This is a genomic window from Pseudooceanicola sp. NS-SX9, from assembly GCF_057380705.1.
This window is the reverse complement of record NZ_CM170818.1, coordinates 1311135-1327350: the sequence shown is the minus strand read 5'-3', so window position 1 is coordinate 1327350 and position 16216 is coordinate 1311135. Positions and strand designations below refer to the sequence as shown.

The window sequence follows — 16216 nt, the reverse complement described above, 5'->3', positions numbered from 1 at the left end:
GCCAAGGTCATTTCACCTCGGCGATGCGGCCATCGGTATAGGGCGTGTAGGGGGCATTCGCGGCCAGATAGGCCGCGGTCGTGTCCGCCATGTCCGGCCCATAGTCATAGGCATTGGCCGCATCCACGAACATGTCATAGCCATCGCCGCCCCTGCGGACGAAATTGTTGGTCGCCGCGCGGTAGGTGGCGGCGGGATCGACCGGCACCCAGGCCTCGTCCGCCTTCACCATCACCCCGGACACCCGCGCCCCCGGCGGCTGCCGCAGATCGAACGAGAATTTCATCCCCGAAACCTGAGGGAACCGCCCCGCCCCGTCGGCCACCTGGCTGACACCGTTTTCCAGCGCTGCGACCAGCTGCGCCCCCGTCACGTCAAAGGTCGCCACGGTGTTCTGGAACGGCAGCACGGTCAGCACCTCGCCCATCGTCACCTCGCCCGCGTCGATCGAGGCCCGCAGCCCGCCGCCATTGGTGATGGCGATCGTCGCGCCCTCTTTCGCCGTCGCCGCCAGCAGCGCATCGGCCACCAGATTGCCCATGGCGCATTCCCCCGCCCGGCAGCTGTCCTTCGAGCCGTCGATGGCCGCGGCCGCCTGCGCCACCACCTTGGCCCGGATCTCGTCCAGGGGCCTGGCGGCCTCGGCGATACGCGCCATGGTGGGGCTGTCCTGCACCACGGCCGCGTCCATCAGCAGCGGCGCGCCGGTGGCGGAGACGATCTGCCCGGCATCGTCGAAGGTCACGTTCAGCTCGCCCAGGAACTTGCCATAGGCATAGGCCGAGACGATCGCCACCCCGTTCACCATCGTCGGATAGGGGCCCTCGGCGCCCTTCATCTCGCCCAGCAGGGTGTTGGTATGGCCGCCGACGATCACGTCGACCCCGGTGGTGCCCGCCGCCACGCGCTTGTCGACATTGTAGCCCGAATGCGACAGCACGACGATCTTGTTGACGCCTTCGGCGGTCAGGCGGTCGACCTCGGCCTGCACGGCGGCGACGGGATCGGTGAACTGCACGCCGGGGCCGGGGCTCGACAGGTCATGGGTGTCCTCGGGGGTCAGGCCGATCAGGCCGATCTTCTCGCCGCCGACCTCAAGCACGGTGGATTTCTTCAGCTTGTCCGACAGCAGCGGCTCCCCGCTGACATCCGCATTCGACATCAGCACCGGGAAATGCACCGCATCCATGAAACCACGCAGCACCTCGGGGCCGTCGTCGAATTCGTGGTTGCCCACCGTCATCGCGTCATAGCCTTCGGCATTCATCATCTCGGCCGCCAGCTTGCCCTTGTAGTAGGTGTAGAACAGCGTGCCCTGGAACTGGTCCCCGCCATCCACCAGCAGCGAATTTCCGGCCCGCGCCCGGGCCTCTCGGATCGCCGTCACCAGCCGCCCCGAACCGCCAAAGCACTTGCCCGCCGTGTCGTCCTCGGGCCCGCAGGTGCTGTCGTATTTCGAGATCGGCTCGAACCGGGAATGGAAATCGTTGGTGTGCAGGATGGTCAGGGCATAGTCGGCCATCGCGCCGCTGGTGCTCAGCGCCAGGATCGCGGCCGAAGCCAGAAGACGGTAAGCCATCGCGAGTATCCCCCTCGTGCAATGCAAAAGCTGGCGCCGAGGCTGCCCCGGCCCCGCCCGGCCTGTCAAAGCCGATCTTCACGCATCCGTGATTGTCAGGGTATCGAAGCGGCCGACTGCCCGAAAACCCGACCGAAACGTCAGGCGGTTTCCCGGCGGGCCGCAGGGCGCAGCCACAGCGCCCGCCGCAGCGCCGCTGGATCGGGCCCCTCCATCGGGGCTGCGGGTTCGTCGGGCAGGTGCATGTCGAAGCGGACCCCGTGCTGCGCCTCCAGCCAGGCATTGCCCTCGGCCGCCTCGCGCAGGATCTCGGCGCGCAGGTGACGGCCCAGGCCGTGGCGGCGGCGGTCGCGCGACAGTGCCAGCTGCACCACCGGGTTCAGCACCGACAGCCGCGCCCGGTTCAGCCGCACGAAGACCGCCGCGCAGTTCATCGAGGGGCTGGCGTTTTCCCATGCGGGTTCGGGCGGCGGCAGCGCCAGCCCCGCCGCCTGCAGGAACTGCCCGACCGAGCCCCCGGGCGCGGCAGGCGCATAGGCCCGCGCCTCGACATCGCCGAACCGCTGCCAGAACCGCACGATCTTCGCATAGTCCAGCCGCCGCCGGTTCCAGGGCCTGTGCGCGTAATCCGCCAGGTCCAGCCGGTTCACGCCCTCCTTGCTCATCTGGTTCCAGAAGGATTCCAGGAACAGGTCCTGGCGGCGCAGCAACATCACCACGCTCACGTCAAAGCCCTGGAACAGCGGGGCAATCGCCTGGAACTTGATGAAATGAGGCACGCTCAGCCCCTCTTCCGACAGGATCAGCGTCGATTGCCCCGAGGCCGCGAAATCCGCGCGGATCGCGGCGATCTCGGCCCCGGGCGTGGCGCCATGCCCGGCCAGCGCGGCAAAAAGGCTGGTGTGCTTGCGCAGCCGGGCATTGGGCGGCCGGCCCGTGGCGCCGTAATGCGCGCCGATCCCCGCCAGCGCCGGACCCTGCGCCGCCAGCCAGTTCTGGATCGCGCTGGAGCCCGTCTTGTGCGTGCCCACATGCACGATCAGGCGCGGTCGGGTCATGGCTGGTCCGCCTCCTCCAGCGGCAGGGCGACGGTAAAGGCCTGACCGCGTTCGATCCGGGCGCGCCAGGGCCAGGGCAGCAGCGCCGCCGCCCGCAGCAGCCAGGCCGCCCGGCGGGGGAAATCAAGCCGCGTGCGCCCGGCCTCAAGTCCCCGCAGGATGCGTTCGGCGGCGGCCTCGGGCGTCATCAGGAAGGGCAGCGGGCCGCGATGGCAATCGGTCTGGGCGCTGGCGACATGGCCCGGCTGCACCAGCATCACCTGCACGTCCCGGCCCAGCAGATCGGCCCGCAGCGCCCGGGCAAAGGCCGCCAGCCCCGCCTTGCTGGCGGAATAGCCCGGCGCATCCGGCAGCGGCCCGAGCGCGGCGAGCGAGCCCACCAGCACGATCCGCCCGCCCCGCCCCCGCATCCTTTGCGCCGCCCGCTGCGCCAGCGCCATGGTGCCCGACAGGTTGACCTCGACCAGGCGGCGCATGGCGGCTTCGGGTTCGGCACTGCCGGGGCGGCTGCGGCCACTGAACAGTCCCGCCGCGCAGATCAGCAGATCCGGCACCTGCGCGGGCCAGTCGGCGCCGGGCTGCGCCAGATCCAGCGGTTCGACCTCGACCGTGGCGCCGCGGGCACGGGCCGCCTGCGCAATGGCCTGCAGGGCGGCCATGTCACGCCCGCCCAGCGTCAGGTGGCGCCCCGGTTCGGCCAGCGCCCGCACCAATGCGCCCCCGATCGCACCCGAGGCGCCCGCGATCGCCACGTGCCGCAGGCCGGGCAGCCGCCGGGGCCGCGGCGCGTATTTGGGATTGTCGCGCAGCCGGGGCGGCGCCGGGTCGAACACCTCGGGCACAGGCGACAGGATGCGGTCGGCCAGCGCTTCGGCCCCGACAGCCCCGTAGAAATCGCCCCGCACATGAACATGCGCCGCCAGCACCCGCAGCAGATCGTCAAGCCCCTTCGGATCGGGCGGCCGGGCCTCGCCCCAGAACGTCCCGAGCGGCCCCTGGTGGCACAGCCCCGGCAGGTCATAGACCGCAACGCCCCGGCAGATCACCGGCCGCCCGGCGATCAGCGCCGCAAGACCGGCGGTGGAATTCACCGTCACCACCCCCCGGCAGGCCTGCAGCCAGTCCTCCAGCGGGCCGCCATCCAGCAGATGCACCCGCCCGCCGATCCCCAGATCCCGCGCCCTGTCGCGCAGCTGCCGCGCCCAGTCGATGCGGCCGTTGTCGAAAGGATGCAGCCGGACCACCAGCGACAGCTCGGCAGGTGCATGGGCGGCGAAAGACTGCAGCAGCTCCTCCAGGTATTCGGCCTGTCCGGCATAGGGGGAATTGGCGCGGATCTGATAGTCGTTCTCCATCTGCAGCAGCGCCAGGTGAAAGCGCCCCTGCAGGCGGTGCAGCAGCGCCGGGGCCGCCCGTGCGCCCGCCCGCGCCCGCCAGCCGCGCGGCAGGTACGACAGGTATTCCAGCACAGGGTTGAACACGCGGTCCCGGCAGTAGCGGGGATAGGCCAGCGCCCCCAGATAGTTGGCTAGGTGATAGACGACATCGCCCACGGCCTCGGCGCGACGAAAGGGCGGGTGTCGGCGGGCCAGGTCCGGGGCGGGCAGCGCGGCTGCGGCCCGGCCCAGGCGGGCGGGATCGCGGGTCAGGCTCGAGAAGGCCGACTGCCCGCCCGGTTCCGCCGCGATCCAGTCGGGGCGCAGATAGCCGTATTCATAGGCGGTGACGCGCAGGCCCAGATCCTCGGCCACGCGGCGGGCGATGCGGTGATAGGGGGTGCAATCGGCGAAATAGACGATGTCGGTCCAGCCCTCGCGGGCGATGTCGCGGCGCAGCCAGCCCTCCCAGTCCGAAAGCCGTCCGCGATAGCTGCGACCGCCCGCACCCGGCCAGAACAGCCAGTCGCCGAGGCTGAGGTTGACGCGCTGCACCCGGCAGCCCCGCGCCCGCAGTGCCGCCCCCAGTCGCCGCGCAAAACCCGAGGGCGGCCCCTGCAGGATCAGGACATGCCGCGCGGCGGCAGGGGGACGGGCGGTGGCGGCACCGGGGCTCATCGGCGAAACCTGTCTTCCCAGGCGGCGCGGCTGGCAAGGCTCCCCCCCGCCGCCTGCCAGCGGGCCGCGACACGTCGGTGATGCACCTGGTAGCGCAGCGCCAGCGCCAGCGCCCGGGCACTGCGCGGCCAGAGCGCCCGGCGCGAGGGCGCCACCCGCGCAAAGCGCTGCCCCTCGGGGTCGAGGCAGCGCAGATAGGGCCCGGGCCCGACGCTGCCGGGGTGGATGGAATGCTGGACAAAGGCCGCCAGCGGCGCCCGCCGCCCCCGCCCGGCCGAGATCGCGCAGAACCGCAGCACCAGCGCCAGCACGATCCCCGGCACATGCGGCGGCAGGGGCCGATCCTGCCCGCGCGGCGGCCAGTGGCCATCGGGCGGGATCCAGGGTGTGGCGCCGTCTTCGGACAGGGCCGCGCTCAGATCCGCATGCAGGGCGCCCGGGGTGCGGCGGGTCAGCGCCTCGGGGCCGGTCAGGTAATCGCTGACCGCCCGCATCACCGCATCCGCCCGCACATAGTCATGTGCCAGCAGCCGGAAGAACAGCGCCCCTAGCACATCAAGCGGCGTGGGCGGGCGGGCGACCTCGGGGTAGCGGGCGGCGCTGATCAGCAGGTTGCGGTAGTCGTAGAAGGCCAGCCAGGGCGCGGCCTTGCCCTGGAAGCTGTCGTGCCAGACCCCCATCCCCGGCAGGCTGACCGACAGCACCCCGGCGCGCGCCAGCCGGCAGCCGTATTCGATGTCGTCGCCGCGGATGAACAGCGGCTGCGGCAGACCCGCCCGGCGCAGGCCGCTCAGCGGCAGGCAGCAGAACCACCAGGCGTTGTAGCTGACCGGCGGCGTCCGGTCGAACAGCTGCAACGTCTCGGCCCGGCCCAGGTCGCGCCCCCGCCCGTGCGAGCGCACCAGCCACATCGGCAGCAGATCCGCCCCGGCCTCGTGCAGGCGGCGGGGGTGCTCGGCCTCGAGCATGGCGCCGCCAAGCGCCCGGTCCGGCCGCAGGAACGACAGCGACTGCACCAGCCGCCGGATCAGCCGCGGGTCGATCATCACGTCGTCATCCATAAGCAGGTGATGGGTGGGGCGCGCCGGATCCTCCAGCGCCTCGGCCATCGAGCGCGCAAAGCCCCCCGCCCCGCCCAGGTTCGGCTGGTCGTGACAGAAGGCGCCCAGCCGTTCCATCACCGCCCGCAGCCCCGGATCCGACAGCCGCGGCCCCTGGTTGACGATGCGCAGCCGTGTGCCCGGCGGCAGATGCCCCTCGAGGCTTTGCAGCAGGGCCCGCAGGCGCGGTTCGCGGCGGAAGGTGCAGATGCCGATCGACAGGCGCACCGGGACGGGATCGGCCAGCGTCATCCACGCAGCCCCCACCACCGTGCCAGAGCTGACCGCGCGCAGCATCAGCGCCAGATGGCCATGCTCGGGCAGGTCATGCAGCGGCAGCAGCACCGGGGTGCCGTTGCCCTCGAGGGTGCGCGACAGCAGCACCCGGCGTTCCAGCGCCGGCAGCGGCCCGTGCACCCCGTCGCCCGAGGGGATATCGCGCGCGCCCGGCCGGGCCGTGGCGGGTGCCAGCGGATCGGGACCCGCACGCCATTCCACCAGGACCTCGAACCGGCCGCGCAGCGCCAGCCGCAGGCCCAGCGGCCCCATGGCCCCGTGCGCGGCCCAGAAACCAAGGTAGAAGGCATTGAACCAGGTGCCAAAATCCAGCCTTGTCCCGGCCGCGCAGACCAGCCCGTCGGGGCTGTCGGTCGCGGTGCCGCGGGTCTTCAGATACAGCTCGGCCGGGCGGTCCGGCAGCGGCATCAGCAGCGCCTGCAGATGGTGCAGGCCGGTGTCGGAAAGGCGTTCGGGGCGGCTCATGGGGCATGTACGAAGGCGGCGGGCCTTCCCTCCTGCGCCCAGGCCAGGTTCATCGCCCGGGCAGTATCAAGCGCCCGTTCGATGGCGCGATCCATGTCGAGATAGGCATAGGTCCCAAGGCGCCCGACGAAGGTGACGCCCGGCTCGGCGGCGGCGCGTTCGGAATACTGGCCAAGGCGGCGCCGGTCATCGAGCAGCCGCAGCGGGTAATAGGGGATGTCGCCCGCCCCGCAGGCGCGGCTGTATTCGCGGAACGCCAGCCGCGGCCCCGGCGCGGGGTCCTCCCAGGGGGTGAAATAGGCGGGCTCGGTGATGCGGGTCCAGGGGATGTCCTCGTCACAGTAGTTGACCACGGCGGTGCCCTGCCCCGGCCCCTCGATCCGTTCGAAATCCAGCGTCCGGTAGCCCAGCGGCCCCAGGTCCTGGCCGAAATACCGGTCGAGCGGCCCGGAATAGACCAAATGATCGACCCCGGCGGGCTTGCGGCCGTGAAAGGGCCGGCCCAGCTGCACCGCGATGCGCGGATGGTCCAGGATCGCCTGCACCATCGCCGTGTAGCCCTGCCGCGGCAGCGCCTGCCAGGGATGGTCGAAATAGCTGTCCTCGTAATCGAAGCGCAGCGGCAACCGCTTGAGGATCGAGGCCGGAAGCTGGCTGGGTTCCACCCCCCATTGCTTGCGCGTGTAGCCATGAAAGAAGGTGCGGTAGATGCGTTCGCCCACCAGCCTCAGGGCCTGGTCCTCGAAGCTGCGGGGAGTGTCCTCGCCGGTGTTGCACAGGCAGGCCAGAAAGGCGCGGGCCTCGGCCGGGTCCATGGCGCGGTCGAACAGCTGGTTCAGCGTGTGCAGGTTGATCGGCAGCGAATAGACCCGGCCCTGCGCCACCGCCTTGACCCGGTGGCGGAACGGCACCATCTCCGCAAAGCGGGTGACATAGGCCCAGACCTCGGCCGAGGCGGTGTGGAAGATGTGCGGCCCGTAGACATGCAACATCCCCCCCGTCGCCGGATCGCGCATCGTGTGGCAATTGCCCGCGACATGGTTGCGTTCATCCTGCACGGTGACATGGTGCCCGGCCTCGGCCAGCGCGCGGGCGACAACTGCGCCCGACAGCCCCGCCCCCACCACGCGCACCACCCGCGGCGCCACGCGAAGTCCCGATCCGTCCATCTAGCTCTCCATCCCCGAGACCAGCCGGACGAAGCCCTCGTCCTCCAGCCGGTCGAGTTCCTGCCGCGTGATCTGCAGCGCCCGGTCGATCTGCGCGGCCTCGTGATCCGCCGACAGGAAGAACCGCAGCCGTGCGGCGTTCATCGCCACCCCCGGGAAGGTCACGGGGGCGACGTTGATGCCCTGCGCCAGCAGCCGTTCCGACAGCTTCACCGCCACCGCCGAGGCCCCCACCATCACCGGCATCACCCCAAAGCCCGCGCCGGGGTCGGTGATCAGGCCCAGGCTGCGGGCGCGGTCGGCGAAATGGGCGCCATTGGCGCGCAGCCGGGCGCAGCGCCAAGGTTCCGCCTCAAGGATCCGCAGCGCCTCCAGCGCCGAGGCCGCCAGCGCCGGCGGCAGCGCCACCGAATAGACATGGCCCGCGGCCTCGTATTTCAGCAGCTCGATCAGCGCCTGCGGCCCCGCCACGTAGCCGCCGGTGGACGCGAGCGTCTTCGACAGCGTCCCCATCCAGATGTCGACCCGCGCCGGGTCGATCCCCGCATGGTCCGCCAGCCCCCGCCCGGTCGCGCCCAGGCAGCCCAGGGCATGGGCCTCGTCCACCATCAGCCAGGCGTCATGGGCATCGCGCAGCGCCAGCAGGCCCGCCAGGTCCGGCAGGTCGCCATCCATGGAATAAAGCCCCTCGACCACGATCAGCAGGTTGCGGCAGAGCGGCCGGTTGTGTTCCAGTATGCGCGCCAGCGCCGCCAGATCGTTGTGCGGAAAGCTGCGTACCGAGGCCCCCGACAGCGCCGCCCCGGTGCGCACGCTGTTGTGGATATAGGCGTCATGCACGATCAGATCGCCCGGCCCCGTCACCGCGGCGATCAGGCTGACATTGGTGGCATGGCCGCTGACAAAGCAAAGCGCGCCCTCGGCGCCATAGACCTGCGCCAGCGCGGCCTCCAGATCGCGGTGCACCGGACGCTCGCCCGAGACCAGCCGGCTGCCGCCCGCCGAAACCCCGTAGCGCGCAATGGCCTGCTGGGCCGCCGCCGCAGGGCGCGGATCGGCGTTCAGGCCCAGGTAGTCGTAGGTGGCAAAGTTCAGGCAGTCTGTCCCGTCGATGCGGGTGGTGGTGGTGGCGTGCCCCTCGTGCAGGCGGAAATAGGGCCGCTCCAGCCCCAGCATCTGCAGCGCCTGATCCAGCGCCCGGCCCTGCCGCACGGCCTCCAGCCGGTCGAGGCCCTGCAGCGGCGCGGCCGGCGCCTGCGCCACCGGGGCGGTCTGCGCCACCGCCGCGCCGCGCGCCAGCATACGGTCACGAATGGAGGGATCGAGACCGCGTTTCAGCCCGGGTCGGGTCATTCCGCAGCCTCCATCTTGCCATCGCGGGGCCAATCGCTGCGCGCCGCCCCCGCATGTTGCGCGGCAATCGCCGCCAGCGGGTTCGCCGCGCCACCGCCGCCCTGCACATGGGCGACGATCCGGCGCGCGATCTCCTCGGTCGGCAACTGCCCCGAGATCGCCGCCAGCGGGATGTCATCGCCAAGCGCCTGCTGCGCGGCCAGGCCCAGTTCGACCCCCATCAGGCTGTCGACGCCCAGATCCGACACCGGCGTCGCGGCCGACAGCGTGCCCTCGGGGACCCGCAGGATGCGGGCGATCTCGGCCATCAGGAAGGCGCTCAGGCGCTTATGGGCGGCGGCCTCGGGCAGGCTGGCGATCTGGGCGCGCAGGTCCTCGCCCTCGCGCAGCTGGGCGGTTTCACCGGCGCGCGCGGCCAGCACCGCATGGGTCGGCCCCGACAGCGCCCTGAGGTTCGCCACCGGTCCCGCCCAGGACATCGGGCTGATCCAGACCACCGGATCGGCCAGCGCCGCGCCGCGCCCGCACAGCTGGTCCATCGCCCGCAAAGCCTGGCGCGCGGTAAAGCTGACACCGCCGCTGACCCGGCGGATCAGCTCGGCCGTGCCGGCCTCGCGCGCCAGATAGCCGGTGTCCTCGATGGCGCCCCAACCCAGGGCAAGCCCCGGCAGACCGGCGGCACGGCGGCGCCGGATCAGCGCCTCGGCCCAGGCATTGGCGGCGACATAGGCCGCCTGGCCATGGTTGCCGATCAGCGTCGCGACCGAGGTGAAGACCACGAAATCACGCAGATCATCCCCGCGACTGGCCGCATCCAGGTTGCGCGTCCCGGCGATCTTGGCCGCCAGCACGCGGCGCAGCACCGGCGCGGAAAGATCCGCCAGGCGCATGTCCTGCAGCACCAGGGCCGCGTTCACGATCAGCTCGATCGGGCGCCAGTCGCGCAAGTGGTCCAGGCAATGATCGACCTCGGGGCGGCAGGTGATGTCGCAGCGCAGATAGCGGATTTCGGCCCCCAGGGCACGGGCCCGGTCGATCAGCGCCTGTGCCTCGGGCGGGGGCGTGTCGGTGCGGCCCAGCAGGGCGATGGCGCGGGCGCCGTCGCGCAGGTAGCGTTCCGCCAGCGCCAGACCCAGACCGCGCCCGCCCCCCGCGATCACCGTCAGCCGGTCGGGATCCGGGTGGTAGATGCGGCGCGCAGGCGCCGGGCGGTGGCCAGCGGGATCGGGGGGGGCGATCACCAGCTTGCCGACATGGGCCGAGCGCTGCATCTCGCGGAAGGCCTCGGCGGCGGCGGCACCGGCGATGCGGCGATGCGGCAGGGGCGCCAGCCAGCCCTCGGCGATGCCGGCCATGACGCGGGCAAAAAGCCGCTGCGCCAGCGCCGGGCGGTGCCGCAGCAGGCTGTCGACGTCGATGCCGTGATAGGCGATGTTGTCCTTCAGCGCCCGCAGACCGATCCGGCTGCCGGCGTAGAAATCGACCTTGCCCAGCTCCAGGAAACGGCCGCCGGGGTTCAGCAGAGCCAGGCTTTGTTCCATGCCCCGCCCCGAAAGCGCGTTCAGCACCACGTCGACGCCCCCCTGTGCGGCGCGGATCGCGCGGGCGAAATCCCCCCCGCGCGAGGACAGCACCAGATCCGCGCCAAGCGCCTGCAGCAGCGCCCGCTTGGCGGGCGTTCCGGCCGTGGCAATGACGCGGGCCCCCTTGGCACGGGCGATGCGCAGCGCAGCAAGACCCACGCCGCCTGCCCCGCCGTGGATCAGCACCGTCTCTCCCTCGGACAGTTCGGCGAGGCTCTCAAGCGCATAGAGCGCGGTGAAACAGGCCACCGGCAGGGTCGCGGCCTCGTCCATGGTCAGCCCCTCCGGCAGCGGGGCGGTGCAGCGGGCCTCGGCCAGGACATGGCTGGCAAGGCAGGCGGATCCGAAGGCCACCACCTGCTGGCCCGGCGAGATGCCGGTGACACCGGGACCGCAGGCCTCGACCACCCCGGCGCATTCCAGGCCCAGGGCGGGACCCGCAAAACCCGCCTCCAGCGCCTCTTCCGGCAAAAGGCCCATCGCCCACATCACGTCGCGATAGTTCAGCCCCGTGGCCGCGACCCGCAGGCGGACCTGTCCCGGGCCGGGATCGGGCTTTGGCACGGCGCGCCAGGCCAACTGGTCCAGGCCCCCGGCCGGATCCTCGAACAGCCGCAACGTGGCGGCAAAGGGTTCGGGCGCGGCCCGAAGCCCCGGGCGCACGCGCAGCGCAACGGGCCCCTCGGCGGTCAGCGCGATCTCGGTCTCGGGGGTGCCTGTGTCGATCAGCTGTGCCAGGGTGGCGGCACCCGGGCCTTCGGGCAGCTCCGGTCCGGGATCGACCGCATGGATCTGCAGCGCAGGATATTCGTTCTTGGCGGTCCTGAGCGCCGCCCAGAGCGCCGCCTGATGCGGATCGGGCACCGCCCCCTCGTGCGAGGCGCCTTGCGGACAGATCAGCCAGAGCGGCCGGGCGGGGGTCGCAGCCAGCTGGCGCAGCTGATCGGACACCAGCAGCAGGCGGGTGATCAGACGGGTATCCGCAGCCTCGTCCGGGCCGGGCCGGGAAGGCGCCAGAAGCACCACGGGGCCGTCCCCGCTGGCAGGAGAGATACGCACCAGCGCCCCGTCTTCCAGCGGCTGCTGCAGCACCGGGGCGCCGCGCAAGGCCTGCCATGCGGTGTGCAGATCGGCAGCCTGCGGCGTGGTGTCCGGGGCGTCCTGCTGCGGCATCCGGGCCAGCAGCACCAGAAGGCCGCCGAAGACTTCGGGGGCCTCAAGCGTCGCGATATCCTCGAAACCGGCGGCCCGGGCGCGTTCGTGAAGATCCGCCTCATCCCGGGCAAGCGGCCCGGCAAGGCAGGTGGCGAAAGGACGCGCGCGCGGTTCCGCCAGCACCACCAGCGCCCCGGGCGCCAGCGTTGTGCGCAGATCCGCCAGCACCGCGGCCGAAGCGAGCCCCGGCGTCGCCCCCAGCAGCAGATCGATCACACCGCTTGCCTGCGGATGTGCGGGATCGAGGCTGCCGGTATCCTCGCCGGTCAGCGGCGGCCGGTGCTGGGTGGCCGCGGGATCGCAGGTCCAGCGTTCCGGCGCGATCGCGCCATCCAGCCGCGGCAGCAGCCGCGCGGGCCCCGCGCATAGTTCCACCACCCGCAGCCGGCGGGGCGCAGCCGCCACCAGCGGTGCCAGCTGCGCCAGCAGCCAGTCCTCGCGGCGGTCGCGGAAATGGCCCGATGGCAGGCCCTGCGGATCCTCGGGACCCGCCAGCACCGTCAGTTCGGACCCCAGATGCGGACATTCCGCCATGAGGCCCGCCAGCATCTCGGGCACGGGCGGCAGATCGGGGGCGGGATCGGTGACCTGGCCTGCCAGCGCATCCAGCAACAGCGCCTCGTCGGTCGCGGGTGGCAGGCTGGCGCGCAGGGTTTGCGCCAGCTTTTGCGGCGCGGGCCAGCCGGGGGCCACGGGCACCAGAGGCACCCGTTCCATCCCGAAGGCGTGGCGGGCGAAATCCACCTGCGGCGCCAGCCGCAGCGCCTTCAGCCGCAGCCCCGCCAGCACCGCCAGCGCCTGGCCTTCGGCATCGAACAAATGCACCTCGGCGGTCAGGCTGCGGGTGCCCGTGGCGATCAGCCTCAGCCGGCCGCTGGCGACCAGCCCGCCGGGCCGCAGCAGATCCAGCCGGGCCAGGCGCACGGGGACAAAGCCCAAGGCCTCATCGGCAAAGCGGCCCTTCTGCAACTGGCCGATCAGCCCGTGCAGCACCGCATCGGCACCGATCACGTCAAGCCCCTCGACCGTGTAACCTTCGGGGCGGTCGGGGCGCAGCCAGACCTCGGTCCACGCCCCATCAAGGCGCCACTGCGCGACCAGCGCGAAGGCGGGGCCATAGTCGAGGCCCACCTCGGCGCCCTGACGGTAGATCAGCCAGCCGGGGCGGACATCGGCGCCGGGCTGCGGGGCGGTGAAAGCAGTGGCCTCGGGCGGCTCGGGCAGCAGGGTGCCCTGGGCGTGCATCTGCCAGGGATCCTCGGTCGCGCGCGGGCGCGACCGGATGCTGCAGCGCCCCGACACCGGATCGAGGCGCGTTTGCACCTCGCGCAGGTCGCGGGCCCCGAGCGGAATGGCCGAGAGCAGGTCGAAATCGCTCAGCACCACGGCACCGTCGAGGGCCCGGCGCCCGGCTGCCAGCGCCATTTCCGCCAGCGCCAGCCCCGGCATCAGGCTGCGCCCGGCAATGCGGTGATCGGCGTAGAAGGGTTGCAGGTGCAGGTCCATCTCGGTCCGCCACAGCGGCCCCGGCTGGCCGGTGCCCAGCAGCGGATGCCAGTCGGCATCGCGGCCAAGGACGCGGTTCAGCGCCGGCGTGTCGCTGGCGCGATAGAGCGTCCCCTGCCAGGGATAATGCCCCAGAAGCTGCGCCGGCCCCTCGGGGTGGGGCGCAAAGGCCTCGGGTGGGATGGCGCCACCCGAGAGGTAAAGCCGCGCCGCCGACAGCGCCACCGGACCTGGCCGGGCGGTATCGCTGCGGGCGGCGCTGTGCAGAACCTCGGCCTCGTGCTGGCAGGCCCGCAGCGTGTCGCGGGCATAGGCCTGCAGCACCGGGTCCGGCCCGATCTCTTGAAACAGGCGCAGCCCGTCGGCAGCCGCCTGTTCCAGCGCGCTGCGGAACAGCACCGGCTGGCGCATGTTGGCCCACCAATGCGCGGCGCCCATCGCCTGCCCCTCGATCCGGCCGCCGGTGACGGTGGAATAAAGCGGGATGCGGCCGGCCTCGGGCTGCAGCCCCGAAAGCGCCTGCAGCACGTCTTCCTGAAGCGGGGCCTGCAGCGAGGAATGATAGGGATAGTCGACGCGGATCGGCACGCAGGCCAGCCGCAGCGCCTTGCGGGCGTGGCGGCGAAAGGCCTCGAGCGCGGCGGGGGGGCCGACCAGCGTGACACTGCGGGGGCTGTTGTCGGCGGCGATCTCGATCTGCGGATCGCCCCAGTCCTGCAGGATGTCACGGGCCTCGTCCTCGGGCAGCTGCAGGGCGGCCATGGTGCCCTGCCCCGCCAGCGCCTGCTGCGCCTGGCTGCGGGTGGCCACCAGATGCACCGCCTGCGCCAGATCGAGGATACCTGCGACATGGGCGGCCGCGACCTCTCCGGCGCTATGGCCCAGCAGCCCCGAGGGCCGCGCGCCCCGCGCCATCAGCGCCCGCGCCATCGCCACCTGATCGGCAAACAGAAGCGGCTGCGAGGTGGTCGCGACCTTCAGCCGCGCCTCAAGGTCGGGCGCGTTCAGCGCCGTGCGCAGCGACCAGCCCTGGGCAGCCTGCCAGGCGGCATCGACCTGCGCATGGGCCCGGGCATAGTCCGGGTCACTGTCGAGCGCGGCCAGACTCATGCCCGGGTACTGCGCGCCATTGCCGGAAAAGAGAAAGGCGGTGGCCGCCTGACGGAAGCGGCTGCGGGTCTCGATCACGGCGGGATGCGGCTGGCCCGAGCGCTGCGCGGCCAGCGCCTGGGACAGCTGGTCGGGGTCGTCAGCCAGGATCGCCAGCCGTTCGGGATGCAGGTCGCGCAGATGCAGCGCCTCGGCCATCAGGCGCGGCGCATCGGGGCCTGAAAGTGCGTCCTGATGAGCCGCGACGGTCTGCGCCAGCGCCTGGCGGCAGAAGGCCGTGGCGACGTAAAGCCGCGCCGGGGGGGCCTGGGCCGGGGCCTGCACGGGAGCGGGCGCGGCCAGGATCGCATGGGCATTGGCACCGCCGAACCCGAACGAGCTGACGCCCGCAAGGGAGGCCTCCGAAGGCAGGTCCAGCACCTCTCTCGTGACGGAAAGGTTCAGCGTTTCAAAGGGGATGTCGGGGTTCAGCCGGTCTGCGTGCAGCGATGGCGCAAGGCGGCCCGTCTGCAGTGCCAGCTGCGCCTTCAAAAGGCCCGCGCAACCGGCGGCGGGCTCCAGGTGGCCAATGTTGGTCTTGACCGAGCCGATGGGCAGGGGCCGGCCGCGTCGCTGGCCCAGCGCCTCGCCCAGCGCGCGGGCCTCGACCGGATCGCCGGCGGCAGTGCCGGTGCCATGGGCCTCGACGAAGGCCAGCGCGTCGGGGTCGATCCCGGCGTCGCGATAGGCATCGCGCAGCAGCGCCAGCTGCGCCTCGGCCGAGGGCAGCGCGATGTTCAGCGTCGCGCCGCTGGTGTTGGTGCCCACATGCACCAGCCGCCCGTGATCGCGCGGCGAGCGGATCGCCGCATCGTCGCGCGTCAGCACGAAGGCCACCGCCCCCTCGGCGCGCACATAGCCATCGGCCTGCGCCGAAAACGCCTGGCACAGCCCCCGCGGCGACAGCATCCGCGCCGCGGCAAAGCCCACGAACTGGCTGGGCAGCATCAGCAGGTTGGTGGCGCCCACCACCGCGATCTCGACCTCTTCGCGCAGCAGCGCCTCCTGCGCGGCCTTCAGCGCGAACAGCGAGGACGAACAGGCCGTGTCCACCGTCAGCGAGGGCCCGTGCCAGTCGAAGACATGGCTGACCCGGTTGGCGATCACCGACAGGGCATTGCCGCTCATGACATAGCCGTCCGAGGTGCCGGGATCATTCGACAGCACCTGGCCGTAATCCGTCATCGAGGCCCCGGCAAAGACGCCGATGCGTTCCCCCGCCAGCTCCGATGGCTTCAGGCAGGCGTCCTCCAGCGCCTCCCAGACCACCTGCAGCATCAGCCGCTGCTGGGGGTCCATGTTCAGCACCTCGCGCGGGGAAATGCCGAAGACGGTGGGGTCGAAGATCTCGGGATCGTCGATCACGCCGGCGGCAAAGCTGTAGGTCCGCCCCTGGGTGCCGGGCACCGGGTGGTGGAACAGCGCCTTGCGCCAGCGCGTCTCGGGGATCTCGGTCACGGCGCAGCGCCCGCCGTATATCAGCTCCGAGAAGGCCTGAACCGAAGGCGCCATCGGTAGCCTGCAGGCGCGTCCCGCGAATCTGATCATGCCATAGCCTTTCGCTGCCGGAGGCAGGGCTGCTCCGTTTCTGGGTCCCCCGCCATCGGCGCCCCCGGACGCCCGTTCTGGGTCCCGGACCGGCAAGTGTTAGGACAACCTTAACGATGGGTGCCGATGCTTCGGGTGTC

Annotated in this window: 7 protein-coding genes; all 7 read right to left on the bottom strand. The window is 71.8% G+C overall.

The window, feature by feature from the left end:
* Positions 1-7: 7 nt before the first annotated feature.
* Entirely contained in the window at positions 8-1579 is a 1572-nt protein-coding gene (locus AC2ITM_RS06275; RefSeq protein WP_486468967.1) for a bifunctional metallophosphatase/5'-nucleotidase, read from the bottom strand.
* Positions 1580-1719: 140 nt separating this feature from the next.
* The gene (locus AC2ITM_RS06270) at positions 1720-2637 is read right to left on the bottom strand and encodes a hypothetical protein (protein WP_486468966.1); all 918 of its coding nucleotides are present in this window, start codon (positions 2635-2637) and stop codon (positions 1720-1722) included.
* Complete coding sequence (locus AC2ITM_RS06265; RefSeq protein WP_486468965.1) at positions 2634-4691, bottom strand: SDR family NAD(P)-dependent oxidoreductase; 2058 nt, start codon at positions 4689-4691, stop codon at positions 2634-2636. Before AC2ITM_RS06265 ends, AC2ITM_RS06270 begins: the two co-directional genes overlap by 4 nt.
* Positions 4688-6553, bottom strand: coding sequence for a glycosyltransferase (locus AC2ITM_RS06260; RefSeq protein ID WP_486468964.1), 1866 nt, complete (start codon positions 6551-6553; stop codon positions 4688-4690). Before AC2ITM_RS06260 ends, AC2ITM_RS06265 begins: the two co-directional genes overlap by 4 nt.
* Positions 6550-7722 (bottom strand): UDP-galactopyranose/dTDP-fucopyranose mutase family protein, encoded by a 1173-nt coding sequence (locus AC2ITM_RS06255; protein WP_486468963.1) that lies wholly within the window; start codon positions 7720-7722, stop codon positions 6550-6552. The genes AC2ITM_RS06260 and AC2ITM_RS06255 overlap by 4 nt, the downstream gene beginning before the upstream one ends.
* Positions 7723-9075: an aminotransferase class I/II-fold pyridoxal phosphate-dependent enzyme gene (locus AC2ITM_RS06250; RefSeq protein WP_486468962.1), complete on the bottom strand. Its 1353-nt coding sequence runs from the start codon at positions 9073-9075 to the stop codon at positions 7723-7725.
* Positions 9072-16076 carry an SDR family NAD(P)-dependent oxidoreductase gene (locus AC2ITM_RS06245; protein ID WP_486468961.1) on the bottom strand — a complete coding sequence of 2335 codons (7005 nt, stop codon included), beginning with the start codon at positions 16074-16076 and terminating at the stop codon, positions 9072-9074. Before AC2ITM_RS06245 ends, AC2ITM_RS06250 begins: the two co-directional genes overlap by 4 nt.
* Positions 16077-16216: the final 140 nt, after the last annotated feature.